This is a genomic window from Pasteurella canis, from assembly GCF_020810675.1.
GTDB lineage: Bacteria > Pseudomonadota > Gammaproteobacteria > Enterobacterales > Pasteurellaceae > Pasteurella > Pasteurella canis.
In genome coordinates this window covers 1,969,688-1,993,147 of sequence record NZ_CP085871.1, presented here as the reverse complement: position 1 = coordinate 1,993,147, position 23,460 = coordinate 1,969,688, and the positions used below count along the sequence as shown (strand labels likewise).

At 40.3% G+C, this 23,460-nt stretch carries 24 protein-coding genes and 1 riboswitch; of the genes, 19 read left to right on the top strand and 5 right to left on the bottom strand.

Annotated elements, in window-relative coordinates:
* Positions 1-170 precede the first annotated feature (170 nt).
* A complete protein-coding gene (gene lsrR, locus K7G93_RS09295) occupies positions 171-1,139 on the top strand; it encodes a transcriptional regulator LsrR (RefSeq protein WP_115323422.1) in 969 nt (322 codons plus the stop codon).
* 45 nt (positions 1,140-1,184) lie between these two features.
* A complete protein-coding gene (gene lsrK / locus K7G93_RS09290; RefSeq protein ID WP_160531824.1) occupies positions 1,185-2,753 on the top strand; it encodes an autoinducer-2 kinase in 1,569 nt (522 codons plus the stop codon).
* Between the two features lie 59 nt (positions 2,754-2,812).
* Here the strand turns inward: lsrK and aroE are convergent, their stop codons facing one another.
* From aroE to K7G93_RS09270, 4 genes are read right to left on the bottom strand one after another with little or no spacing between them, the layout of a single operon-like run.
* Positions 2,813-3,622, bottom strand: a complete 810-nt coding sequence (gene aroE, locus K7G93_RS09285) for a shikimate dehydrogenase (protein ID WP_226690981.1) — start codon at positions 3,620-3,622, stop codon at positions 2,813-2,815.
* Positions 3,623-3,625: 3 nt separating this feature from the next.
* Entirely contained in the window at positions 3,626-4,177 is a 552-nt protein-coding gene (tsaC, locus tag K7G93_RS09280) for an L-threonylcarbamoyladenylate synthase type 1 TsaC (RefSeq protein WP_191135214.1), read from the bottom strand.
* Between the two features lie 5 nt (positions 4,178-4,182).
* Positions 4,183-4,734: a DNA topoisomerase family protein gene (locus K7G93_RS09275; protein ID WP_226690982.1), complete on the bottom strand. Its 552-nt coding sequence runs from the start codon at positions 4,732-4,734 to the stop codon at positions 4,183-4,185.
* 18 nt (positions 4,735-4,752) lie between these two features.
* Positions 4,753-5,355 carry a Maf family protein gene (locus K7G93_RS09270; protein WP_226690983.1) on the bottom strand — a complete coding sequence of 201 codons (603 nt, stop codon included), beginning with the start codon at positions 5,353-5,355 and terminating at the stop codon, positions 4,753-4,755.
* Positions 5,356-5,453: 98 nt separating this feature from the next.
* On the opposite strand from K7G93_RS09270, the gene K7G93_RS09265 reads away from it, so the two are divergent.
* The 10 genes from K7G93_RS09265 (at position 5,454) to K7G93_RS09220 (ending at position 15,412) form a co-directional block, all read left to right on the top strand.
* Positions 5,454-7,073: a DNA recombination protein RmuC gene (locus K7G93_RS09265; RefSeq protein ID WP_226690984.1), complete on the top strand. Its 1,620-nt coding sequence runs from the start codon at positions 5,454-5,456 to the stop codon at positions 7,071-7,073.
* Between the two features lie 84 nt (positions 7,074-7,157).
* A riboswitch (TPP riboswitch) is annotated at positions 7,158-7,261 on the top strand.
* Between the two features lie 78 nt (positions 7,262-7,339).
* Complete coding sequence (locus tag K7G93_RS09260) at positions 7,340-8,062, top strand: ABC transporter ATP-binding protein (protein WP_049214800.1); 723 nt, start codon at positions 7,340-7,342, stop codon at positions 8,060-8,062.
* Positions 8,062-8,814: an ABC transporter permease gene (locus tag K7G93_RS09255; protein WP_049214799.1), complete on the top strand. Its 753-nt coding sequence runs from the start codon at positions 8,062-8,064 to the stop codon at positions 8,812-8,814. Before K7G93_RS09260 ends, K7G93_RS09255 begins: the two co-directional genes overlap by 1 nt.
* 125 nt (positions 8,815-8,939) lie before the next feature.
* A complete protein-coding gene (tenA, locus tag K7G93_RS09250) occupies positions 8,940-9,593 on the top strand; it encodes a thiaminase II (protein WP_226690986.1) in 654 nt (217 codons plus the stop codon).
* A 22-nt stretch (positions 9,594-9,615) separates the two neighbouring features.
* Complete coding sequence (locus K7G93_RS09245; RefSeq protein WP_226690987.1) at positions 9,616-10,563, top strand: ABC transporter substrate-binding protein; 948 nt, start codon at positions 9,616-9,618, stop codon at positions 10,561-10,563.
* 517 nt (positions 10,564-11,080) lie between these two features.
* The gene (thiM, locus tag K7G93_RS09240) at positions 11,081-11,884 is read left to right on the top strand and encodes a hydroxyethylthiazole kinase (protein ID WP_226690988.1); all 804 of its coding nucleotides are present in this window, start codon (positions 11,081-11,083) and stop codon (positions 11,882-11,884) included.
* Positions 11,877-12,689 carry a bifunctional hydroxymethylpyrimidine kinase/phosphomethylpyrimidine kinase gene (gene thiD, locus K7G93_RS09235; RefSeq protein ID WP_228400370.1) on the top strand — a complete coding sequence of 271 codons (813 nt, stop codon included), beginning with the start codon at positions 11,877-11,879 and terminating at the stop codon, positions 12,687-12,689. The genes thiM and thiD overlap by 8 nt, the downstream gene beginning before the upstream one ends.
* 54 nt (positions 12,690-12,743) lie before the next feature.
* Positions 12,744-13,406: a thiamine phosphate synthase gene (gene thiE, locus K7G93_RS09230; RefSeq protein WP_228400369.1), complete on the top strand. Its 663-nt coding sequence runs from the start codon at positions 12,744-12,746 to the stop codon at positions 13,404-13,406.
* The gene (locus K7G93_RS09225) at positions 13,399-14,703 is read left to right on the top strand and encodes an MFS transporter (RefSeq protein WP_228400368.1); all 1,305 of its coding nucleotides are present in this window, start codon (positions 13,399-13,401) and stop codon (positions 14,701-14,703) included. Before thiE ends, K7G93_RS09225 begins: the two co-directional genes overlap by 8 nt.
* Positions 14,704-14,833: 130 nt before the next feature.
* A complete protein-coding gene (locus tag K7G93_RS09220; protein ID WP_049214792.1) occupies positions 14,834-15,412 on the top strand; it encodes a TIGR00645 family protein in 579 nt (192 codons plus the stop codon).
* A 79-nt stretch (positions 15,413-15,491) separates the two neighbouring features.
* On the opposite strand, the gene K7G93_RS09215 is transcribed toward K7G93_RS09220, so the two are convergent.
* Entirely contained in the window at positions 15,492-16,280 is a 789-nt protein-coding gene (locus K7G93_RS09215; RefSeq protein WP_049214791.1) for an IclR family transcriptional regulator, read from the bottom strand.
* 222 nt (positions 16,281-16,502) lie between these two features.
* Here K7G93_RS09215 and yiaK point away from each other — a divergent pair, with 222 nt between their 5' ends.
* From yiaK to K7G93_RS09180, 7 genes are all read left to right on the top strand, one after another.
* Positions 16,503-17,501, top strand: a complete 999-nt coding sequence (yiaK, locus tag K7G93_RS09210) for a 3-dehydro-L-gulonate 2-dehydrogenase (RefSeq protein WP_115323407.1) — start codon at positions 16,503-16,505, stop codon at positions 17,499-17,501.
* A gap of 9 nt (positions 17,502-17,510) precedes the next feature.
* Positions 17,511-17,984 carry a NanQ anomerase/TabA/YiaL family protein gene (locus K7G93_RS09205; protein WP_228400367.1) on the top strand — a complete coding sequence of 158 codons (474 nt, stop codon included), beginning with the start codon at positions 17,511-17,513 and terminating at the stop codon, positions 17,982-17,984.
* The gene (locus K7G93_RS09200; protein ID WP_115323406.1) at positions 17,984-18,466 is read left to right on the top strand and encodes a TRAP transporter small permease; all 483 of its coding nucleotides are present in this window, start codon (positions 17,984-17,986) and stop codon (positions 18,464-18,466) included. Before K7G93_RS09205 ends, K7G93_RS09200 begins: the two co-directional genes overlap by 1 nt.
* The gene (locus K7G93_RS09195; protein ID WP_049214787.1) at positions 18,463-19,743 is read left to right on the top strand and encodes a TRAP transporter large permease subunit; all 1,281 of its coding nucleotides are present in this window, start codon (positions 18,463-18,465) and stop codon (positions 19,741-19,743) included. The genes K7G93_RS09200 and K7G93_RS09195 overlap by 4 nt, the downstream gene beginning before the upstream one ends.
* Positions 19,744-19,762: 19 nt before the next feature.
* A complete protein-coding gene (locus K7G93_RS09190; RefSeq protein ID WP_228400366.1) occupies positions 19,763-20,749 on the top strand; it encodes a TRAP transporter substrate-binding protein in 987 nt (328 codons plus the stop codon).
* Between the two features lie 80 nt (positions 20,750-20,829).
* Positions 20,830-22,347: a sugar ABC transporter ATP-binding protein gene (locus K7G93_RS09185; RefSeq protein ID WP_228400365.1), complete on the top strand. Its 1,518-nt coding sequence runs from the start codon at positions 20,830-20,832 to the stop codon at positions 22,345-22,347.
* A 43-nt stretch (positions 22,348-22,390) separates the two neighbouring features.
* Entirely contained in the window at positions 22,391-23,440 is a 1,050-nt protein-coding gene (locus K7G93_RS09180; protein WP_115323404.1) for an ABC transporter permease, read from the top strand.
* The last annotated feature ends 20 nt before the right edge of the window (positions 23,441-23,460 follow it).

The following is a 23,460-nucleotide window of genomic DNA, read 5'->3' as shown; positions in this document are numbered from 1 at the left end:
TTCCGCGATCAAGATCACAAAAATAGATTAAAACTTGTGTTAAAATAAACAAAATAGTTCATTTATTAGAAAAAAGTGATCTTCTTCACAATTAAACAAAAAACTAAAATGAACAGTTGATAATAAAATTAAACAAATGAATAATGCCTTAGACAATTTAGAGAACGACTATGAATGAGAATAAATTTGATCATAACAGTGATGTTACCCAAGTCATGACAGAAGAAGAATTATTAGCGCGTATTGCTTGGTTCTATTATCACGATAACTTAACACAAGGTGAAATTGGTGAAAAATTAGGGTTGCCACGTTTAAAAGTATCACGTTTGTTAGAAAAAGGACGCCAACAAGGCATTATAAAAGTACAAATTAACTCTCGTTTTACAGGTTGTCTTGAGTTAGAAGAGGCGCTGAAAGAACGCTTTCAACTCAAGCATATTCGTATTTTGCCCGCATTAGAAAAAAATGAAATTAATCAGCGATTAGGTGTCGGTGCAGCACAGATGTTGATGTCAATGCTCAAACCTAATCAGCTACTAGCAATTGGTTTTGGTGAAACCATTATGCAAACCATCAAGCACAGTAATGAGTTTATTACGCATAATAATATCAAACTCATTACTTTATCTGGTGGAGTGGGTGCTTATATGAAGGGGATTGGACAGCTTGATGGTTCTTGTTCTGTCAGTATTATTCCAGCTCCATTGCGTGCCTCCTCAATTGAGGCTGCAAAATTGTTTAAACGTGAAGCTTGTGTCAGGGACATTATGCTTGCGGCTTGCAATGCAGATGCTGCTATTGTTGGTATTGGCGCGACTCGACAAAAGGGACAAGCCACCTTATTACGCACAGGCTACATTACTGAAGAAAAGCAACATTTAATTCGCGAACAAGGTGCCGTTGGTGACATTCTCGGTTATTTCATGCAAAAAGACGGATCTCTCCAACCTGATATGCCGCTACATGAAGAACTGATCAGTGTTTCTCTCGATAATTTGAAAAAAATTCCTCATGTTATTGGTATTGCAGGTGGAGAAGATAAAGTAGAAGCCATCTTAAGCGCACTTTATGGACAACATATTAATTCATTAGTAACGGAAGAAAAAACGGCTCGGATGATATTAGCGGCGTTAGTCTAATGCGGTTAGAGCTCATTTTCCTTCCTTCACTTAAAGGAGAATACAATGAGCAATCAATATCTTATGGCACTTGATGCGGGCACGGGTAGTGTACGAGCAGTGATTTTTGATCTCGAAGGAAATCAAATCGTTGCTGCCCAACGCGAATGGACTCACCTTTCTGATCCAAACATCCCTGGGTCGATGGAATTTGATTTAAACAACAACTGGCAATTAGCTTGTGATTGCATCCAACAAGCATTACAAAAATCGCAAATTCCAGCAGAACACATTGCTGCTATTTCTACTTGCTCAATGCGTGAAGGCATAGTGTTATATAACGAAAATAAAGAGCCAATTTGGGCTTGTGGTAATGTCGATGCACGTGCAACAGAAGAAGTTAATGAATTAAAAACGCTGTATAACTATACGTTTGAACAACAACTTTATACCATTTCAGGTCAAACACTTGCCTTAAGTGCCGTCCCTCGCTTACTTTGGTTAGCCCATCACCGCAGTGATATTTACCGCCAAACTAAAGCAATGACAATGATCAGCGATTGGCTTGGCTTCATGCTAAGTGGTGAATTGGCTGTTGAACCGTCTAATGCAGGCACAACTGGTATGCTGAATTTAAAAACACGTCAATGGTCACCTGAACTCCTAGATATGGCTGGGTTAAATTCAGATATCCTCACACCAGTAAAAGAAACAGGTGAAATTTTAGGAAAAGTGACCGCACTTGTCGCCCAGCAAACGGGGTTAAAAGCAGGTACACCTGTTGTAGTAGGCGGTGGCGATGTACAACTAGGTTGTATTGGCTTAGGGATCACAGAACCTTCACAAGCCGCAGTGATTGGTGGTACATTCTGGCAACAAGTGGTCAATTTACCAAAAGCAGTAACTGATCCTGAAATGAATGTACGTATCAACCCACATGTCATTGCCCCATTAGTACAGGCAGAATCAATCAGCTTTTTTACTGGCTTAACTATGCGCTGGTTTAGAGATGCCTTTTGTGCAGAAGAAAAATTGTTAGCTGAACGCCTAGGTACAGATGCTTATACTTTATTAGAACAAATGGCAGAACGCGTGCCCGCGGGTGCTAATGGCGTAATTCCAATTTTCTCAGATGCAATGCATTTTAAATCTTGGTACCACGCTGCTCCCTCTTTTATCAACTTATCTATTGATCCTGAAAAATGTAATAAGCCTGTCCTCTTCCGCGCCTTAGAAGAAAATGCCGCAATCGTTTCTTCATGCAATCTTGATCAAGTAGAAAAATTCTCTGGCGTTAAACTTACATCGATTGTTTTTGCTGGTGGCGGTGCCAAAGGTAAACTGTGGAGCCAAATCCTATCTGATGTAACAGGGCTTGTAGTCAATATTCCAGTGGTAAAAGAAGCAACCGCACTCGGTTGTGCGATTGCGGCTGGTGTTGGCGTGGGTATTTACCCATCATTAAGTGAGGCAGGGAAAAAATTAGTCAAATTTGAGCGGCAACATCAGCCAAATTTAGACAATCATGAACTCTATAAAGCTCATAAGGCAAAATGGGCAGATGTTTATGCTAAACAATTACAACTGGTCGATAGTGGATTAACAACTTCACTATGGAAAGCACCAGGTTTATAAACTGAACGATTTAGATAAAAAAATACTGCACATTAAATGCAGTATTTTTTATCTTTGTTTCAGACGAGCTTCTCATTGAGTAACACTGCAAACTCTGGCATCACTCCTCGCCACAATTCAAAAGAGTGTGCAGCTTGCGCAACAAGCATACCAAAACCATCGCTGATATTTTGCTTACCTAAGCGCTTACAAAGTGCAATAAATGGCGTGTCGATATCCTTGGCGTATTGCATATCGTAAAGTGCGGTGGCTTTTTGCAAAATTTCTGGATTGACGTTGACGGTCTGCCCGTGTAAGCCAGAGGACGTCGCATTAATGATTAAATCAAATTTTTGCACTGGAATATCGACCAATTCAACAGCCTCAATCTTGCCATATTGGGCAAATTTTTGTGCTAAATCTTCGGCCTTACTTAGTGTGCGGTTCGCTAACACAATATGTTGTTTAGCTTGTAATAAGGGCAATAACACACCTTTTGTTGCCCCACCTGCGCCTAAAATCAGAAGTGTTTGCTCAGGTTTGAGCCAACCTAAACGTTGTAAATCGCTGACTAAGCCCGCACCATCCGTATTATCAGCATATAAACGTCCATCATCTAACTTTTTCAAAGTGTTACAAGCTTCAGCTGTCAAACAACGTTCGCTGTGAATATCTGCTAACTGAAAAGCTCGCTCCTTAAAGGGGGCAGTGATATTGCAGCCTTGCGCTCCTTTATCAAAAAAGACACGCAACTGCTGTTCAAAATCTTGTTCATCGCCGAGCATTGCCACATATTTCATTTGCTGTTGAGTTTGCTCAGCAAAAATTTTGTGAATTTGTGGTGACTTGCTTTGTGCAATTGGGTTGCCCCACACCGCATATGTATCCATAGTTTAACCTTGCCTAAAGAGTTGATGAGTAAAAAGATCGCGGATTTCAGACGGATTCGTCGCACTGCCAACGGGTAAATCTAACACAGGAAAATCCTCACCAAATTGCGCTCGCACTTCTTGTGCGCTACGGCAAGGTGGCAAAGTGGTGAGATTAGCGCTGGTTGAGGTTAACGCAAAACCCGCTTGCTCACAGAGTTGCTTCACCCCATCGTGCTGACATAACCGCACAGCAATATTTTCAAATTGCCCAGTTAAAAATTTTGGCGTACTACTTTTTGCGGGCACGACCCAAGTGATTGGGCGATCATATTGTGTCTGCAAGCGTTGCCAGTGTTGCTCATCAAAATTTGCGGTCTCAATAAAGGGCAATAAAAAGTCTAAATGAGGCGCAACCAAAATTAGCCCTTTCTCAATTGGGCGTTGTTTCAGCACTAATAATTTTTGCACCGCACTTTCGCTATTTGGGTTACAACCTAAACCAAATACAGCTTCTGTGGGATAAGCCACAACGTCATTTTGTTTAAGTTGTGCAACGATTTGTTCAATATTCATTAAAATTAAATTTCCGAGTCAAAAATATGGCGACAGCTTTTGTTCACACATTGAAAAGTGCGGTGAGTTTCCGTTTCTTTTTTCAATGTACAAACTGGGCTTTCACACGCAGGACAAGCCACTAAATACGGCTTACTAGGTAACGTAAATTTGCATTGAGGATAGCGATTACAACCATAAAACACTTTGCCTTGACGACCACGACGTGCCACCAATTCACCTTTTTGGCATTCAGGACAAGGAACAGTTTCTTGCGCTTGCTCTTCTGGGGCATCATGGACTACAAAATGACATTCTGGGTAATTGCTGCAGCCAATAAACATACCAAAATGTCCTTGTTTTAATACCAACGGATGCTGACATTCTGGACATTGCTGTTCTAACACTTTCAGAATTTTGCTTTCAGAATGTGATTGTAAAGGTCTTAAATAATCACAAGCAGGGTACGCGCTACAACCTAAAAACAAGCCTTTTTTACCTTGTTTGACTTGCAATAAAGCGTTGCAAACAGGGCAATGTTCTTCTTGTTTTGTATGTTGAAAAAGGCGTTCGCTCATTGGTATTCCTCAGTTAAATTAAAACAATTCTACCCCAAACGTCTTCAATAATGCCACGCTTTCAAACACAGGCAACCCCATTACACCCGTAAAACTGCCCTCAATATGCTCAATAAACGCACCGCCTAATTGCTGAATCCCATAAGCACCTGCTTTATCCATCGGTTCGCCTGTTGCAATATAGCTTTGAATTTCTTTCTCCGTTAAGGGTTTGAAGTGAACTTTGCTGATTTGCACTGCTGTTTTCATTTGCTGATCATTCGCAACACAAATCGCCGTAATCACTTGATGTGCTCTGCCTGACAACGCACGCAACATCTGTGCTGCCTCAATTTCATTTTGTGGCTTGCCTAAAATGTTATCATCTAAAATCACTGAGGTATCCGCAGAAAGAAAGGGCAAGTGTGGTGCATTTTTCGCAAGTTTTTCCTGTTGCCACGTTTGGCGCGCAGCGTGATTTTTCTCAATCGCCATACGCAATACATAATCCGCGCCCTTTTCATTCGGTAGCGGCGTTTCATCAATATCGCAGCAAAACACGTCAAATTTAAAGCCGAGATTTTGCAAAATCTGTGCACGACGTGGGCTACTTGAGGCAAGGTAAAATTGGGAATGAGACATAAGCCAACCTGATAAATAAAAAAGATTATAACCTGTTAGGATAAATCCGCCACTTTCCTTTATACTTTAATCCTTTGTTAAACTTATGGAAAGACTTTATGCTATTTGAACTGACCGCATCACAATCCCTACTAATTATTGGTGCACTGACTTTTTGTTGTGTCATTTTATTGTTTATCAGCGCGCGTCGTAAACGTGACAGCCAAGAATTGCAACAAGATCTCAATAAAACCATCGAAGATTTCAATCAATTATTAAGCAAATTTGAAGCCTCTCAACTCGCCAAAAGCCAGCTCGAACAAGCAGTGGTGAAATATCAAACTAATGCGGAAGGGTTGCAAGTACGTTTGATTGAACGTGATGAAAAGTTAGGTTATTTGCAAAAAGAACTTGATGAAGAACAAGCACGTCATAATGAAATTTCAGAAAAAATCACCGCACTTAAAGAACGCTTTGGTATTGCTTCTGCGCAAGCGGAAAGTTTAGAAAAACAACTTGAACATAGCCAAAGCAATTTCTATCGCAAAGAGCAAGAGAATCGTGAATTAGTGGAAAAATTGACCGCACTTTCACAAGAATTTACCGAGCTAAAAACCACACTAGCGGAAAAAGAAAAAAACTTTGCCGAGCAACAACAAAATATTGAGCAAAGTAAGCAACAACTAAGCACAGAATTTCAAAATCTCGCCAACCGTATTTTAGAAGAAAAAAGCCGTAGCTTTAGCCAAAGCAATCAAACCGCATTGGACAGTTTGCTCAAGCCATTTCGTGAGCAAATTGAGGGTTTTCAAAAACGCGTGAATGAAATTCATTCTGAGTCAGTAAAAGGCAATGCGGGTTTAGAAGCGGAAATCAAAAAAGTGTTGGATATTGGCTTAAATATGTCTCAACAAGCGGATAATCTGGCGTCTGCGCTAAAAGGTGAAAAGAAAACCTTAGGTAACTGGGGTGAGGTGCAATTAGAACGTGCGTTACAATTAGCGGGCTTGATTGAAGGCGAACATTACGAAGCACAAGCGCATTTTAAAGACAGCGAAGGCAAACATAATTACCCTGATTTCATCTTGAATTTACCAGATAACAAACATTTGATTATCGACAGCAAAATGTCGTTGGTAGCCTATGAAAGTGCGGTCAATTCTGATGACGAAATACTACGTCAGAGCAAACTACGTGAACATATCAAAGCGATTAAAAATCACATAGATGATCTGTCGCGCAAAGATTACAGCAACTTGATTGGAATGCGTAGCCCGAATTTTGTACTGATGTTTATTGCAGTTGAGCCTGCCTATATCGAAGCCATGAAAATGGATCCGAGCCTATTTAATTATGGCTATGAGAAAAATGTGATTCTAGTGTCGCACACCACTTTAATGCCAATTTTACGCACAGTGGCAAACTTATGGCGTATCGAACGTGGCAATGCAGAAGCAAAAGAAATCAGTGCTCGTGCTGGAGAAATTTACAATCAAATTTGCGTCGTTGCGGAACGTCTTAGCAAGCTCGGTAACACACTTTCCACTGTAAGTTCGCACTATAACAACACCGTGACGGCTCTAGTTGGTCAACAAGGCTTAGTCGGCAAAGTTGAACGTTTCAAAGACCTCTCCGCCAAAGCCAACAAAGTCATGCCAAACGTCGAACTGCTACACAATGATGTAGAAGTAGAACGCTTACAAGTGGTTAAAATTGAAGAAAAAATAGACAAGAAATAACTACAATATAAATTAATAACGTGACAAAGATCACATTTCTTTAACAAATATCTTCTCTTTTTAGTAGAGTAAGGTAGTCTTATCGCACTTTAGTCGGGGTGCCTTACGTTGGTAAAACGTAAAGCTGAGATGATACCCGTGAACCTGATACAGCTAATACTGACGTAGGAAACTAATTATGCGAACACTTTCATTTTCTTTGATTTTTTCAACTTCCTTATCTCGCTTATTCCTATTTCAACGCTAATTAATTTATTGTTAATACAATGAATGCAGTTGAAATTCGTTCACTCACATTGACCTATAACCAAGAACCTTTGTTCTTAGAGTTTGATTTTGCTTTACCTAAAGGAAAGTGGACGAGTATTTTGGGTGCTTCTGGTGTGGGAAAATCCACCTTGTTGCGCGCTATTGCAGGGCTTGAGAATGAGGCGAAAACGCAAGGAGAGATTTGTTTCCCACATAATGAAAAAATCAGCTATATGGCACAACAAGATGCGTTATATCCTTGGTTGTCTGTCATTGATAACGTTCAATTAGCTCAACATCTAACCCATTCAAAAACGTTAGAAACACAAACCAAAGCACAGCAGTTGTTAGCTGCGGTCAAAATGGATATGCACCAACACAAGGCTTGTTATCATTTATCTGGTGGACAAAGACAGCGTGTCGCCCTTGCCCGTACATTAATGCAAGATGCAGAAATTGTTTTAATGGATGAACCTTTTTCGGCATTGGACGCCGTCACCCGTTTGCAATTGCAAAATCTCGCTTGTGAGTTGCTAAAACACAAGACCGTTTTATTGATCACCCATGATCCACAAGAGGCGATTCGATTAAGTGATGAAATCTATGTGTTACAAAATTATCCCGCGACGCTTTCAGAGAAAATCGCCCCCACTGGCACGGCTCCTCGTGAATTAGTACAAGATGATTTGTGGCAATTGCAGCAGCATTTACTTGCTCAGTTAATGAAAGGGGCGGAATAATGCAAATCAAAACGCTCCTTAACGTCACGCTACTTTCATTATTATTGCTTGGATTATGGCAAAGTGCGGTCAGTTTTTTTGATGTTCCACGCTATATGTTGCCACCACCAACCGAAGTCTTCAACCAACTTGCTAGCCGCTATGATTTATTGTGGGAACACGCACAAGTGACCTTATTAGAAATCGGGCTAGGGCTATTTTTAGGCGTCACATTAGGGCTGATTTCCGCCCTACTTTTGAGTTTATCGCGCCATTTATCCGCATTTTTATTGCCATTATTAGTCATTTCGCAAGCCATTCCTGTTTTTGCGATCGCGCCGTTATTGGTGCTGTGGTTTGGCTATGGGTTAGCTTCCAAAATCGTAATGACGGTGCTGATTATTTATTTCCCTGTTACCGCTGCGTGTTATGACGGCTTACGCAACACGCCAAACCAATGGTTAGAGCTGGCAAAAACCATGCAAATCTCACCGCTTTCGATGTTATTTAAAGTGAGATTACCCGCCGCATTGCCCTCTTTTGCATCAGGCTTACGCATTGCAGTATCCGTAGCACCTATCGGGGCGATTGTTGGCGAGTGGGTCGGTTCATCACAGGGACTTGGTTATTTAATGCTCCACGCTAACGCACGAATGCAAGTGGATTTAATGTTCTCGGCATTATTCGTTTTAATGCTTATCAGCTTATGTTTGTATTTCAGCGTGGATTATTTACTGAACAAATGGCTACCTTGGGTGAGGTTTTTAAAATAATCAGTCAAAAGAATAGCTTAACAATTTTTGAAAAAACAACCGCACTTTCATCATTAGTGAATTAGGTTCCTTTTCTTTGGCGAAACAAAGAAAAGGAATAAACAAAATCAAAAAGGAATACAACGATGTCAACAACACAACAACTTATCAACAATGCAGGGCAATATTGGCAAGAGTATGTGCATCACACCTTTGTTCAACAACTGGCAAATGGCACTTTGCCGAAAGCCTGTTTCCAGCATTATCTAAAGCAAGATTATTTATTCCTGTTTCAATACAACCGTGCGCTCTCATTGGGTATTTATAAAGCCGAAAATTTTGCCCAAATGAAAACGGCTCACGACGCAATTGGTGCATTGTTGCACGAAATTCAATTACATATTCAATTCTGTGAAAACTGGGGAATTGATGAAAAAACGTTATTTAGCACTGAAGAATCTGCCGCTTGCGTGGCTTATACACGCTATGTGTTAGACGCTGGAATGACGGGTGGCTTAGCTGAGCTTTATACCGCTATCGCCCCTTGCGCTATTGGTTATGCAGTGATTGCTAAACAGATTGTAGAAAGTGGTGTAAGCCCCGAAAACAACCCTTATCAGGCATGGATTGATACCTATTCAGGAGATGAATTTCAAACTGCTGCACAAAATGCAATTACAGCATTAGATGCGTTATGTTCGAGTTTAACCGATACACAACTTGCTAAATTACAACAGATTTTTAATACCGCAACCCGTATGGAATCTGCATTTTGGCAAATGGGATTAGATTTAAGCTAACAAGAAAAAAGGAGACAAATACATGCAAAACATCGTGAAAAATACGCTTACAGTTGCGCTCGCAATGGGCGTGAGCCTTTCTGTATCTGCCAAAGAAAAATTAACTTTATTACTTGATTGGTTTGTGAACCCTGATCACGCAGCCATTATCGTGGCACAACAAAAAGGTTATTTTGAACAACATGGCTTAGAGGTTGAAATTGTTGAGCCAGCCGATCCTTCTCTACCGCCAAAATTAGTGGCTGCAGGTAAAGCGGATTTAGCAGTGGATTACCAACCACAGTTACAAATCCAAGTAGCAGAAGATTTACCGCTCACTCGTGTTGGTACGTTAGTAGCAACTCCATTAAATACGTTGATTGTGTTAGAAAAAAGTGACATCAAAACCCTAGCCGATTTAAAAGGCAAAAAAATTGGTTATTCAGTGAGTGGCTTTGAAGACTCATTGTTAAAAGCCATGTTGAAGTCCGCAGGTTTGACTAGCAAAGATGTGGAAATGGTGAACGTCAACTGGTCACTTTCACCGTCTGTAATTAGCGGTCAAGTGGACGCAGTGGTCGGCGGTTTCCGTAACTTTGAATTAAACCAAATGCAATTAGAAAAACAACCAGGTCGTGCGTTCTATCCGGAGGAAAACGGGGTGCCAGTATATGATGAGTTAATTTTAGTGGCAAACAAAACATCAATGCCAAAAGAAAAAATTAGCAAATTTTTAACCGCACTTGAGCAAGCTACCATTTACACCATGAACCACCCTGACGATGCGTGGAAATCATTCGTAGCGTACAAACCAAAAGAATTAGATAACGACCTCAACCGTTTAGCGTGGAAAGATACTCTACCTCGTTTGGCCTTACGACCAAGAGCATTAGATGGTCACCGTTATGAAAGAATGGCGGAATTTTTGAAAGAAAATGGCTTAACGAAAGTGGTTAAACCGTTGAGTGATTATGCGGTAGAAGTGAAATAGCTTCTTACTTTCTTTGCTTCGCCAAAGAAAGTAAGCAAAGAAAGGCGCCCCTGATTTTTCTTTTCCCTTCGCTTATTGCTAACTTTTGGAACTAACTTTCCAAACTCACTTGCTTCGCAAGCTCAAACAAGGAAAGTTGTTCTCAAAAGTAAACGCAACCGCTACGGCGAAAAATAAGGGAATAAAAGAAAATAAATCTGATTTTAAAGAACAATTTAAATTCGGTTAAAAGTCATCGCACTTTTAATTAAAAACTCGATAAAACGAGGCCCCGTGTAAGTTGCCCGAATGGAAAAGGCATTTTTAGGAAAATAAGGTTGCGTAGCGAAGTGAAGACAACTTATTTTCCGTTAAGAAAATGGCTTTGAAATGAGGAAAAGCAACTTAGTCGGGTGTGTTTTCTTTTTGCCTACTTTTGCTTTGCACAAGCAAAGAAAAAGTAGGTCGCACATCGTGCGAAACCCGATAGAACTAAACTGATAAAACTAAAACATCACAAAATAGAAGTACAACCAATATGCTAAAACCAAAATACCTACAAAAAATCAAATCTCAAAACCCTCTCATCCACAACATCACCAATGTAGTAGCAGCGAACTTCTCTGCCAATGGATTGCTTGCTATTGGGGCTTCGCCGTTAATGTCTGCTGCGATTGAAGAAATGGAGGAAGTGCCACGTATTAGCAATGCATTGGTGATTAATATCGGCACATTAATGGGGAAAGAAGTCGCTGCAATGGTGTTAGCGGGTAAAACAGCAAACCAAGTGGGTATTCCAGTAGTGTTGGATCCCGTGGGAGTGGGAGCAACCCGTTTCCGTAAACAAACTGTCGCTACGTTATTAAAAGAAGTGAAATGTGCCGCAATTCGTGGCAATGCAGGCGAGTTAGCCACAATTGCAGATGTAGACTGGCAAGCAAAAGGTGTGGATGCAGGCAACGGCAATGCGAACGTTGCAGAAATCGTGCGTGTTGTGGCTGAAAAATATCACTGTGTAGTGATGATCAGCGGTGAAACGGACTATTTAAGTGATGGCAAACGCCATGTACAAATTCACAACGGCACACCACTATTCCCGAAGATTACGGCATCAGGTTGCTTATTAAGTGCAGTTTGTGGTGCGTTTTTAGCAGTAGCGAAACCTGAAGAATATTTTGATGCCATGGTTGAAGGTTGTACGACTTATGCCTTAGCTGGCGAGTTGGCCGCTAAACAATTAAGCGATACACAACACGGACAATTTTATGTGGGCTTATTAGATCAATTAGCCAGTATTTCCCCAGAACAAATTTCACAATTAGCGAGAGTATCTTATGAGTAACATTGCACAAGCCTTAACCATCGCGGGCTCTGATAGCGGTGGCGGTGCGGGTATCCAAGCGGACTTAAAAACCTTCCAAATGCGTGGTGTGTTTGGCACATCAGCGATTACCGCCATTACCGCACAAAACACGCTGGGCGTGTTTGACATTCACCCGATTCCATTAACAACAATTGAAGCGCAGCTGAAAGCTATTGCGGACGATTTCCACATTTCGGCATTTAAAATCGGAATGTTAGGCACAGCGGAAATTATCGAATGTGTAGCGAATGCACTGAAAAAATACCAGTTTGGCAAAATGGTATTAGACCCCGTAATGATTGCAAAAGGTGGAGCACCGTTATTACAACAAAATGCAGTGAAGGCGCTGAAACAGCATTTAGTGCCAATGGCAGAAGTGATTACACCAAACTTACCTGAAGCAGAAGCGTTGACAGGCATCAAAATCGTGGACGATAAGACTGCATTTGAGGCAGCAACCTTATTACAGCAAATGGGCGCAAAAAATATCGTGATTAAAGGCGGTCACACTGAAGATTCACAAAGCACCGTTTGTCGTGACTGGATTTTCACCCCAACCGAAACCTTTTTCTTAGACAGCCCACGTTTCCCGACAAAACATACTCACGGTACAGGCTGTACCTTCTCAGCTTGTCTAGCGGCTGAATTAGCGAAAGGTAATTCTATTGTTGATGCAGTAAAAACCGCAAAGGCGTTTATTACCGCAGCGATTAGTGATCCATTAAACATTGGTCACGGACACGGGCCGACAAACCATTGGGCCTATTCCAAAGTGGAAAAATAAATTGAATTTGCACAAAAGTGCGGTCAAAAAACACAACGTTTTGAAAGGATGTATATGAACAAAATCGAACAAGCAATGCGACTGTATTTTATCGCGGGCACACAAGACTGCCCGAATACAGGGGGGGATCCTGCTGAAAATCTATTGAGGATTTTAGAACAGGCATTAAAAGCGGGGATCACCTGTTATCAATTCCGCGAAAAAGGCAAAAAGTCCTTACAAGATCCCACGAAAGTGAAAGAATTGGCGATGAAATGTCGCGATCTTTGTCATCAATATAATGTGCCTTTTGTGGTGAATGATGACGTGCAACTGGCGATTGAGATTGGGGCTGACGGTATTCACGTTGGGCAAACAGATATGGCAGTCGCCGATGTTGCCGCACTTTGTCATAGCAAATGTTTTATTGGTACCTCCGTCAATACCCTTGAGCAAGGGCTTGCCGCACAAGCTAACCCGCTTATTGATTATTTCGGCACGGGTCCCATTTTCCTAACCCAATCAAAAGAAGATCCAAAACCTGTTGTAGGGGTCGAGTTTGTGTCCACGATTCGCCAAAATGGGATCGATAAGCCCATTGTGGCAATTGGTGGAGTCACTGCCCAAAGCGCAGGAGAGCTACGTCAACGTGGTGCTAATGGCGTAGCTGTCATTTCCGCTATCGCACAATCAACTAACATCAAAAAAGCTGTTCAGGAGCTACTCGGGAATGCGTAATAATCCTCGTCAAGTTGCTATCGCGACAATAGTTGGCACGGCAATTGAGTATTTTGATAATTATATTTACGCGATGGCAGCGGTATTGGTTTTTAACCATCAATTTTTCCATAGTGCCGATCCTGTCAGTAACGAACTTGCATCTTTGTCTACTTTAGCCCTCGCATTCTTCGCACGTCCTTTTGGTGCGATGCTATTTGGGCATTTTGGTGACAAAATCGGGCGTAAAAAATCGCTCATCGCCTCATTATTACTGATGGGCATCGCAACAGTCACTATTGGGTTATTGCCTAATTATGCACAAATTGGTATTTGGGCAACAGTGCTCCTTTGTCTTTGTCGTATTGGTCAGGGTATTGGTTTAGGTGGTGAATGGGGCGGGGCAGCATTAGTAGCGATTGAAAATGCCCCCCCAGAAAAGCGTGCATGGTATGGTATTTTTCCACAACTTGGTGCCCCAGTCGGTTTATTATTAGCAAATGGTGCGTTTTTCACCGTAGGCAAAGTATTCGGTCAAGAAGCGTTAATAGAATGGGCGTGGCGTATTCCATTTATTGCCTCTGCCATATTAGTGGTTATCGGTTGGTATGTGCGTACCAAAATCCACGAAAGTGCGGTCTTTTTTGAAGCAGAAAAACAAGGTAAAACCCATACTTTCCCAATCAAAGCTGTCTTTACTCAACACCTCAAGCCCTTTATTACGAGTGTCTTTTTAGCGACTGCAGGCTATGTCTTATTTTATATTTTGGCTGCATTTGCTCAAATCTATGCCAAAAGCCCAACAACACTTTCATCAGCAGGTCACCCAATGGGCTTAGGGATGCAAGCGAGTACTTTTACTGCTTTTTTATTGATCACCTCTGTGATTTTCGGTATATCGATTGCATTCTCTGGTATTTATGCGGATAAAATTGGGCGCCGCCGTTTAATGCAATATGTCAGCATTGCTACACTTATTTTTGGACTAGCGCTACCACTTTTTTTAAGTGAAGCCACACCAACGAATATGTTTGCTTTCTTAACCATTGGTTTCATAATTATGGGGATGTCTTTTGGTCCAATGGCAGTCTTATTGCCCGAATTATTCCCAACAGAAGTACGCTATTCTGGTGCATCCATTGCTTACAATCTAGCAGGTATTTTAGGCGCAAGTGTTGCTACTATTGTTGCGATAAAAATCAATGCTCACTTTGGTTTAATCGGCGTAGGGATTTATCTGGCAGCAAATGCCTTGATTTCCTTTATTGCAACCACACAAATTAATGAAACTAAACAATGTGACTTAAAACAAATTTGATTGTTACATAAGCTATCAGTACATCGCTGAAGAATCTGGGTTGTTACTGATAGCATAAAAATCAATTGAATTTTCCAATAAAAACAGGTAATTTTCACAGCTTATTATCATTCACTGAAACGAATTCAATATGGAACAACAACCTGAACATCAATCAGCACAACAAAGCAAACAACAATACGCTAGACCCCGTCAAAGTCATGCGCCTAACATCATTAGCCAAATTATCTTCGCTAGCCGTTGGTTACAACTGCCTATTTATTTAGGATTAATCGTTGTACAAGGACTCTATGCATATAAATTTATGAAATCATTATGGGAGTTGATGACGAATTTACAAAGCATGGATGCTAATATGATCATGTTAGCGGTCCTTAACTTGATTGACGTAGTGATGATCGCAAATTTATTGGTGATGGTGATTGTAGGGGGCTATGAAATTTTCGTTTCAAAATTACGCACCAAAGACCACCCTGATGAACCAGAATGGTTAAGTCATGTGAATGCCTCAGTACTGAAGGTAAAATTATCCATGTCTATCATCAGTATTTCATCTATTCACTTACTGCAGACGTTTGTCAATGCAGCAAATATGGATGAAAAAACAATGATGTGGCAACTATTCCTCCATTTAGGGTTTCTCGTTTCTGCGGTAGCAATGGCATATACGGATAAAATCCTTTATAGCACCAGCCATAAAGGGCATTAAACCAGAACTACAATAAGTTTAAAATAACAAGACCTTTAACTTGCAAAGAGTTAAAGGTCTTTTTTAATTGATAACGACCCTATGCCCCCAGCTCTTTTGAAATAGCGTGAGTTGTTTGTTTAAGATGCGTTAACAATACTTCTTTGCCAATCTGATTTAAACGTGCGGTGGATAGAGAAATTGAGACAGAGTAAACTACGTTGCCGTTGATATCAAATATTGGGCAAGCTAAACAAGTTACACCTGTTTCATTTTCTTCATTATCCATTGCATATCCCAGCTCTCGAATCTTATTTAACTCAATCTCCATTGCACTTGATGTCACAATTGTATTGGTCGTTAATTGTGTAATATTCGTTTCATTTTTCTCCCAATAATCATCTAAAGTATGCCCTTTTTCATATGCCATAAAAATTTTCCCCATGGCTGAACAATAGAGTTCTAAACGCTGACCGATATAGGAGCGAGTACGCATCATACCTGTTGTTGGTTCAAGCTTATAAATCATCACTGCATGATGATGATCACGCATAGATAAATTAACTGTTTCGCCTGTATCTAAATTAAGCTGTTCTAAATAAGGGGCGGTAATATTTAAAATATTGAGAGAACTCAGCGTTTTTTGCCCAATCATCAAACATTTCATTGTTAAACGATATGCACCAACTGTATTTGCAGGTTTAACATAACCACAGGCTTGTAGTGTTTGTAGCATACGATGTGTCGTACTTTTATTTAGATTTGATAGTTCAGAAAGCTTGGCTAATGGACAGCCATTAGGGAAATTACTCAAAATATCAATCAGTAATAAGCCTTTAATTAGGCTTTGATTACTGCTGGCTCGTTTATTTTTATCCTCTTCTTTCATCTTCTTTATTCCTAAATAGCCTGTTTTATGTGGCGTTATTCTAATGAGATATCAGCAAAATAAAAATGAGATCTTGATCACAAAAAATAAAAAAACTTATATCCATATGATTTACAAGACTTTTTATTTACACATTTTATTTGCGTACAAATTTTATTCAGCTTATAATTTTTAAAACGTCGTTTCAATATATGAAATGAAAATTAATATAGTGAGGGCAAGATGAAAGTCAGTTACGAAACACTCAAGCAAGAATTTAAACGTGTATTACTCGCAAGAAACGTCCGTGAAGATATCGCTGAAGAATGTGCAACAATGTTTGCAGATACAACTGAGTCAGGAGTGTACTCTCATGGCGTAAACCGATTTCCTCGTTTTATTTCTCAACTCGAAAAAGGCGATATTGTGCCAGAGGCGACTCCGACAAAAGTTCTTTCTTTAGGTGCAATTGAACAATGGGATGCACACCAAGCTATCGGTAATCTCACTGCAAAAAAAATGATGGATCGCGCAATGGAAATTGCGGATCAATTTGGTATTGGTGTTGTTGCACTGAAAAATGCAAACCACTGGATGCGAGGCGGTGGCTATGGTTGGCAAGCCGCTGAAAAAGGGTATATCGGGATCTGTTGGACAAACTCAATTGCAGTCATGCCTCCTTGGGGCGCTAAAGAATGCCGTATTGGCACTAACCCATTGATTATTGCTGTACCGACGAGCCCTATCACAATGGTCGATATGTCTTGTTCTATGTATTCTTATGGCATGTTAGAAGTGCATCGCTTAGCAGGTCGCCAAACATTTGTTGATGCAGGCTTTGATGATGAAGGTAATTTAACTCGTGATCCTGGCACGGTTGAGAAAAATCGCCGTTTACTGCCAATGGGATTTTGGAAAGGGTCAGGTTTATCTATCGTCTTAGATATGATCGCCACCCTACTTTCTAACGGGTTATCCGTCGCTGAAGTCACTGAAGAAAAAGATGATGAATATTGTGTTTCACAAATCTTCATTGCTATTGAAGTGGATCGTTTAATTGATGGCAAAACGAAAGACGAGAAACTCAATAAAATCATGGACTATGTAAAAACCGCTGAGCGTGCTGATCCTGATGTAGCAATCCGCCTACCAGGTCATGAATTTACGGCAATTCGTGCGGAAAATAAAGCCAATGGTATTCCTGTTGATGATTCTGTTTGGGAAAAAATTAAATCCCTATAAGGAAATACTATGTTCTTCGGTCATCTTTCGCAAATTGATAAAAAGCATTATCCAGTAGCGATCAATATCGCACTGGATTATCTTGCTAATACAGATTTTGATGCATTAGAAGTGGGACGTTATCCTATTGTAGGTGATCGTATTTATGCTCAAGTATTAGATCTTGATACACAGGAAAAAACGACTATCCGACCTGAAGTTCACCGTCGCTATATTGATGTGCAATACTTACATAGTGGGACTGAACGAATTGGTGTCACGCCTGATTTGGGTCAATATTCTATTGCTCAAGATTATGATAATGAACGCGATATTCTGTTCTACCAAGACGTTGAAAATGAAGTGGAACTTATTATGCGTCCTGGTAACTTTGCTGTCTTTTTTCCTCAAGATATCCATCGACCAGCTTGTCTTGATCAACAATCAACTAAAATCCGTAAAGTTGTCGTAAAAATTGCGGTAAATGAATTAGAGGTGGCATGATGAAATCGCTCAGCTCAGCCGTAACTAAACTATTGGAAGCATTCGTCGTTATTATTTTAACGACGATGTCCTGCTTAGTTTTTCTGAATGTTGTACTACGCTATGGCTTCAATAGTAGTATCAACATTACAGAAGAAGTTTCACGTTACCTCTTTGTTTGGTTAGCTTTTCTTGGTGCCATCTTAGCTTTTAGCGAAAATCGCCATGTCAATGTCACGATGTTTACTGCTCGCTTATCTGAGCATAAACAAAACCTCCTGCATTTATTGACCGATAGCTTAATGCTATTTTGCTGCTATCTTTTAATCACAGGAAGCTGGGTACAATTTAAGTTAAACCTAACTAATATGGCCCCCATCTCTGGTATCCCAACAGGTATCACTTATTTAGCGAGCTTTATTGCAGGTTTAGCGATTGCCATATTACTTCTCATTCGTCTTTTTTCTAATGCTAGCCGTCTTATAAAAGGAGAAAGCAAATGACTGTTATTATCTTTCTTTCTGCTTTATTAGGCGCCATTTTATTAGGTATTCCCGTCGCCTTTGCTCTATTATTGTGTGGTGTGGCATTAATGTTGCACTTGGACTTATTTGATGCACAAATTTTGGCACAACAAATCGTGAGTGGTGCAGATAGCTTCTCTTTAATGGCAATCCCATTTTTCATCTTAGCTGGTGAAATTATGAATGAAGGGGGCTTATCAAAACGGATTATTGATCTACCGATGAAATTAGTCGGACATAAACGTGGTGGACTAGGTTTTGTTGCCATTCTCGCTGCAATGATTATGGCAAGCTTGTCAGGATCAGCTGTTGCAGATACCGCTGCGGTTGCAGCGATGTTACTACCGATGATGAAAACAACAGGTTATCCATTAGACCGTTCTGCTGGTTTAATTGGTACCGCTGGTATTATTGCACCAATTATTCCCCCTTCTATTCCATTTATTATCTTTGGTGTCGCCAGTGGTGTTTCTATTACAAAACTTTTCTTAGCAGGAATTGCGCCAGGCATCTTAATGGGAATTTGTTTAGCTGTTTTATGGTGGTGGCAAGCAAAACGCCTTAACTTAATGACTTTTTCTAAAGCAAGCAAAGAAGAACTGTGTATTTCCTTTAAAAACAGTATTTGGGCATTAATGTTACCAGTGATCATTATTGGTGGCTTCCGCTCTGGTATTTTTACCCCAACAGAAGCAGGTGCCGTCGCTGCATTTTATGCCTTAATTGTCTCACTATTTGTGTATAAAGAACTGAAAATCAAACAACTTTACCAAGTTGTTCTCGCAGCAGCAAAAACAACTGCGGTCGTTATGTTTCTCGTTGCTGCCGCGCAAGTTACAGGCTGGTTAATTACAATTGCTGAATTACCACATATGATGACAGAATTATTAGAGCCATTAATTGACACACCAACTTTACTACTCATCGTCATCATGCTCTCTGTTTTTGTGATTGGTATGGTGATGGATCTCACACCTACTGTATTAATTCTGACACCAGTATTAATGCCATTAGTTGAAGAAGCAGGGATTGATCCTGTCTATTTCGGTGTACTCTTTATTCTAAATACTTCGATTGGTTTAATTACGCCACCAGTAGGTAATGTCCTTAATGTCATTACAGGCGTTTCTAAGTTGCCATTTGATCAAGCAGCAAAAGGCATACTCCCTTATTTGCTGATGATGATTGTATTACTCTTTGCCTTTATTTTCTTCCCAGCTTTAATTTTAACGCCACTTAACTGGTTACAACCTTAACTCTTTATAGGAGAACATTATGAAACTATTCAATCTTAAAACACTTGCAGTGTTAATGGCTAGTATAGCTGTATTCGCGGGTAGTGCAAGTGCAGCAACGACATTACGTTTCGGTTATGAAGCCCCTCGTAGTGATACGCAACATGAAGCTGCGAAGAAATTTAATGATCTTCTAAAAGAAAAAACCAAAGGAGAAATTAAACTCACCCTTTTCCCAGATAGTACGTTAGGTAACGCACAAACTATGATCAGCGCTGTGCGTGGTGGTACAATCGATTTAGAAATGTCAGGCTCACCAAACTTTTCTGGGCTGGTACCAAAATTAAATGTGATTGATATTCCGTTTATTTTCCAAAACCGCGAGCATGCTTATGCCGTATTAGATGGTGAAATTGGTCAAGGTTTATTAAAAGAATTAGAAGCCCAAGGATTAAAAGGTCTCGCTTTCTGGGAAGTGGGTTTCCGTTCTTTTACTAACTCAAAACATCCAGTAAAAACGCCTGATGATATTAAAGGATTAAAAGTGCGTACTAACCAAAATCCGATGTATATCCAAGCGTTTTCAATCTTAGGAGCTAACCCAGTTCCAATGCCATTATCTGAGCTTTATACCGCACTTGAAACACGTGCAGTAGATGCACAAGAACACCCTGTTGGTATCGTTTGGTCAGCTAAACTATACGAAGTACAGAAATACTTAAGCTTAACTAACCATGGTTATACTCCATTGATTGTTGTCATGAACAAAGCTAAGTTTGATGCTCTATCTCCAGCACTACAAACGGCATTAGTCGAAGCTGCACAAGAAGCGGGGGTTTATCAACGCCAGCTTAACCTTGAAAATGAAAAAGGCATTATTGAAAAAATGCAAAAAGCAGGTATTGAAGTCATTGATAGTGTCGATACTAAACCATTTAAGGCAGCAATTGAAAGCGAAGTACGCAAAGCATTCATTGAGAAAAATGGTGATGATTTAGTCAAGCAAATTGATGCCTTAGCGAAATAAGCCTATTCAGCGGTCGAAGACAAATATTTTTGTCAAATCGACCGCACTTTTACTTATTCCTCATTCAATAGGAGGAGCCTATGGTGACCAGTGAACAGTCTCCAATCCTTCAGCTACAACATATCGTCAAACGATTTGGTAGCCACACAGCAGTAAATGATGTCAGTCTTAATATTCATCGAGGCGAAATTGTCGCATTACTTGGTGAGAACGGCGCAGGTAAATCGACTTTAATTAAAATCCTTGCAGGTATTTATCCTCGTGATGAAGGCGAAATTTATTTTCATCAACAAGAAATTCAATCGGCACAATCACTTACAAATACAAACAAGCAACCTATTGCTTTTATTCATCAAGATTTAGGCCTGATTGAATGGATGACGATTGCTGAAAATATGGCATTTGTAATGGGATTTCCACGCCGTTTTGGTTTGATTGATTGGAAAAAAATCAATCAACAAGCACAAGATGCACTGGATTTTGTCGGCATCCACCTCTCTGCACAAACCCGCGTTTTTGACTTAAGTCGTACAGAAAAAGCGTTATTAGCTATTGCTCGTGCAATTGCTGTCAATGCTGAAATTTTAGTCCTAGATGAGCCGACAGCTTCCCTACCAGCAAGCGACGTTGAACACTTATTCGTGGTGCTTAATCGCCTACGTGCACAGGGAGTTGGTATGATTTATGTTACTCATCGTTTAGATGAAGTAATTACGCTTTCTGATCGCATTTTAGTTATGCGCGATGGCTATCCTGTAGCAGAAGGTCCGACTAAAGATTATGACGTAAAAGCCTTAGTAAAAGCCATTGTAGGTGAAGAAACAAGAGGAAAGCAACGCGAACCATTACCAAAAAACACACCTGAAGTATTACAACTTAACGACGTTGTCGTTGGTGACACTGGTCCTGTTTCTTTTAGTTTACATCAAGGAGAAATGATTGCATTAGCGGGATTACGTGGTGCAGGACAAGAGGAAATTGGACGTTTATTATTCGGATTACGCGAGTTAGAAAGTGGGCATATCAGTTTAAACGGTAGTATATATCATGCGGATTCGCCACGTGATGCGATTCATAAAGGTATTGCGCTTGTTGCTGGCGACCGTATCCGAGAAAGTTTAGTCATGTCCATGACAACCACAGAAAATCTGTTTATTAATCCTGTGCTAAGCGGTCATTCACCGTTAAAAAACTATGCACGTAAAGAAGAATGGGCGGAAAGTTGGTACAAATTCCAGCTCTTTGATATTCGACCGAAAAACTTATTTATTGATGTGAGTGCTCTCTCAGGAGGGAACCAGCAAAAAATTGTACTTGCTCGTTGGATGCATCTTAATACACCTGTGTTGATTTTAGAAGATCCAACTGCGGGGGTAGACGTTGGTGCGCGAGCAGAAATCTACGACTTATTAAATCAAGCATTGAAAAAAGGGGTCGCCATTATTGTGATCTCAAACGATTTTGAAGAAATTGCACATCTTTGTAATCGCGCACTGGTGTTTAACCGTGGTGATATTGCTGGTGAGTTATTCAATGAACAAGTCACATTTGCTAATTTGCTGGCACTCGCTTCGGACTCATCTGCTAGCATAAATTAATTTTCGTGTTTTTAGACCGCACTTAAACAAAGAGGAGAGCATCATGGCTCAAACAAATATCAAATCAACTGCTTTAGAACAGCCTGTATCTATTGCGCGTGATGGCTTTGCGGCGTGGTTTTCCCAAATGCTCACTCGATATGGTTTACTTTGGCTTTGTTTCTTACTCGTCATTCTTTTCTCTGTGACGACAGATTCTTTCGCCTCCATGCTAACTTTAAATGCGATTTTAGAAAGTAAATCAAAAATCGCGCTACTGGCACTGGCTGCGACGACAACCATGATCGTAGGCAAAATCGACTTAAATGTGGGATTTGGTATTGTCCTTTGGCATATTTTAGCCATTACACTACAGGTCCAATTTGGTTTTTCATGGCAAATGGCGACTATCACGGTGCTAATCGTGGCGGCAATTTATGGCTTGCTCAATGGGATTTTAGTTGCTCTTGCTGACATTGATAGCTTCGTCGCTACATTAGGCTCTGGTACGGTACTCTATGCAGTTGCATTATGGCATTCAGGTGGTCGCCAAATTGTTGGTGATTTACCTGATGGTTTTATTGCGATTAACAGTACTGAAATCTTTGGCATTCCTATCTCTGCTTTTTATGTATTAATCATTGCCATTGTTATGTGGTTGGTGACTGAACACACTCCAACAGGACGTTGTATGTATGCTGTAGGGGGAAATCCTGCCGCTGCCCATTTAAATGGTATTTCAATTAAGAAATACACGATTGTGCCATTTATCGTGTCTAGTTTAATCACAGGTTTCACAGGCGTCCTAATCGCAGCACAACAAGGTGTTGGACAAGCAAGTGTGGGCATGGATTATCTCTTACCTGCGTTAGTAGGTGCCTTTTTAGGTAGTACAACCATTAAACCAGGGCGAATTAATGTTTGGGGTACCGTTGTAGGTATCGCGATTCTCGCTATTGGTATTTCTGGTATTCAACAATTCGGTGGCGCTTTCTGGGTTGAACCATTATTTAATGGCGCAACGTTATTATTATCTATCACTATCGCAGGTTATGCGCAACGCAAACGTTTATTAAATCAAAAAGCAGTACACAAGAAAGCAGCAACAAAATAATTCGTTGTTGTGTTAATTAT

What these genes read in the sequence shown, in the direction of transcription:
- lsrR (WP_115323422.1), top strand. Translation starts at nt 171, where the DNA reads ATGAATGAGAATAAATTTGATCATAACAGTGATGTTACCCAAGTCATG.
- lsrK (WP_160531824.1), top strand. Translation starts at nt 1,185, where the DNA reads ATGAGCAATCAATATCTTATGGCACTTGATGCGGGCACGGGTAGTGTA.
- aroE (WP_226690981.1), bottom strand. Translation starts at nt 3,622, where the DNA reads ATGGATACATATGCGGTGTGGGGCAACCCAATTGCACAAAGCAAGTCA.
- tsaC (WP_191135214.1), bottom strand. Translation starts at nt 4,177, where the DNA reads ATGAATATTGAACAAATCGTTGCACAACTTAAACAAAATGACGTTGTG.
- K7G93_RS09275 (WP_226690982.1), bottom strand. Translation starts at nt 4,734, where the DNA reads ATGAGCGAACGCCTTTTTCAACATACAAAACAAGAAGAACATTGCCCT.
- K7G93_RS09270 (WP_226690983.1), bottom strand. Translation starts at nt 5,355, where the DNA reads ATGTCTCATTCCCAATTTTACCTTGCCTCAAGTAGCCCACGTCGTGCA.
- K7G93_RS09265 (WP_226690984.1), top strand. Translation starts at nt 5,454, where the DNA reads ATGCTATTTGAACTGACCGCATCACAATCCCTACTAATTATTGGTGCA.
- K7G93_RS09260 (WP_049214800.1), top strand. Translation starts at nt 7,340, where the DNA reads ATGAATGCAGTTGAAATTCGTTCACTCACATTGACCTATAACCAAGAA.
- K7G93_RS09255 (WP_049214799.1), top strand. Translation starts at nt 8,062, where the DNA reads ATGCAAATCAAAACGCTCCTTAACGTCACGCTACTTTCATTATTATTG.
- tenA (WP_226690986.1), top strand. Translation starts at nt 8,940, where the DNA reads ATGTCAACAACACAACAACTTATCAACAATGCAGGGCAATATTGGCAA.
- K7G93_RS09245 (WP_226690987.1), top strand. Translation starts at nt 9,616, where the DNA reads ATGCAAAACATCGTGAAAAATACGCTTACAGTTGCGCTCGCAATGGGC.
- thiM (WP_226690988.1), top strand. Translation starts at nt 11,081, where the DNA reads ATGCTAAAACCAAAATACCTACAAAAAATCAAATCTCAAAACCCTCTC.
- thiD (WP_228400370.1), top strand. Translation starts at nt 11,877, where the DNA reads ATGAGTAACATTGCACAAGCCTTAACCATCGCGGGCTCTGATAGCGGT.
- thiE (WP_228400369.1), top strand. Translation starts at nt 12,744, where the DNA reads ATGAACAAAATCGAACAAGCAATGCGACTGTATTTTATCGCGGGCACA.
- K7G93_RS09225 (WP_228400368.1), top strand. Translation starts at nt 13,399, where the DNA reads ATGCGTAATAATCCTCGTCAAGTTGCTATCGCGACAATAGTTGGCACG.
- K7G93_RS09220 (WP_049214792.1), top strand. Translation starts at nt 14,834, where the DNA reads ATGGAACAACAACCTGAACATCAATCAGCACAACAAAGCAAACAACAA.
- K7G93_RS09215 (WP_049214791.1), bottom strand. Translation starts at nt 16,280, where the DNA reads ATGAAAGAAGAGGATAAAAATAAACGAGCCAGCAGTAATCAAAGCCTA.
- yiaK (WP_115323407.1), top strand. Translation starts at nt 16,503, where the DNA reads ATGAAAGTCAGTTACGAAACACTCAAGCAAGAATTTAAACGTGTATTA.
- K7G93_RS09205 (WP_228400367.1), top strand. Translation starts at nt 17,511, where the DNA reads ATGTTCTTCGGTCATCTTTCGCAAATTGATAAAAAGCATTATCCAGTA.
- K7G93_RS09200 (WP_115323406.1), top strand. Translation starts at nt 17,984, where the DNA reads ATGAAATCGCTCAGCTCAGCCGTAACTAAACTATTGGAAGCATTCGTC.
- K7G93_RS09195 (WP_049214787.1), top strand. Translation starts at nt 18,463, where the DNA reads ATGACTGTTATTATCTTTCTTTCTGCTTTATTAGGCGCCATTTTATTA.
- K7G93_RS09190 (WP_228400366.1), top strand. Translation starts at nt 19,763, where the DNA reads ATGAAACTATTCAATCTTAAAACACTTGCAGTGTTAATGGCTAGTATA.
- K7G93_RS09185 (WP_228400365.1), top strand. Translation starts at nt 20,830, where the DNA reads ATGGTGACCAGTGAACAGTCTCCAATCCTTCAGCTACAACATATCGTC.
- K7G93_RS09180 (WP_115323404.1), top strand. Translation starts at nt 22,391, where the DNA reads ATGGCTCAAACAAATATCAAATCAACTGCTTTAGAACAGCCTGTATCT.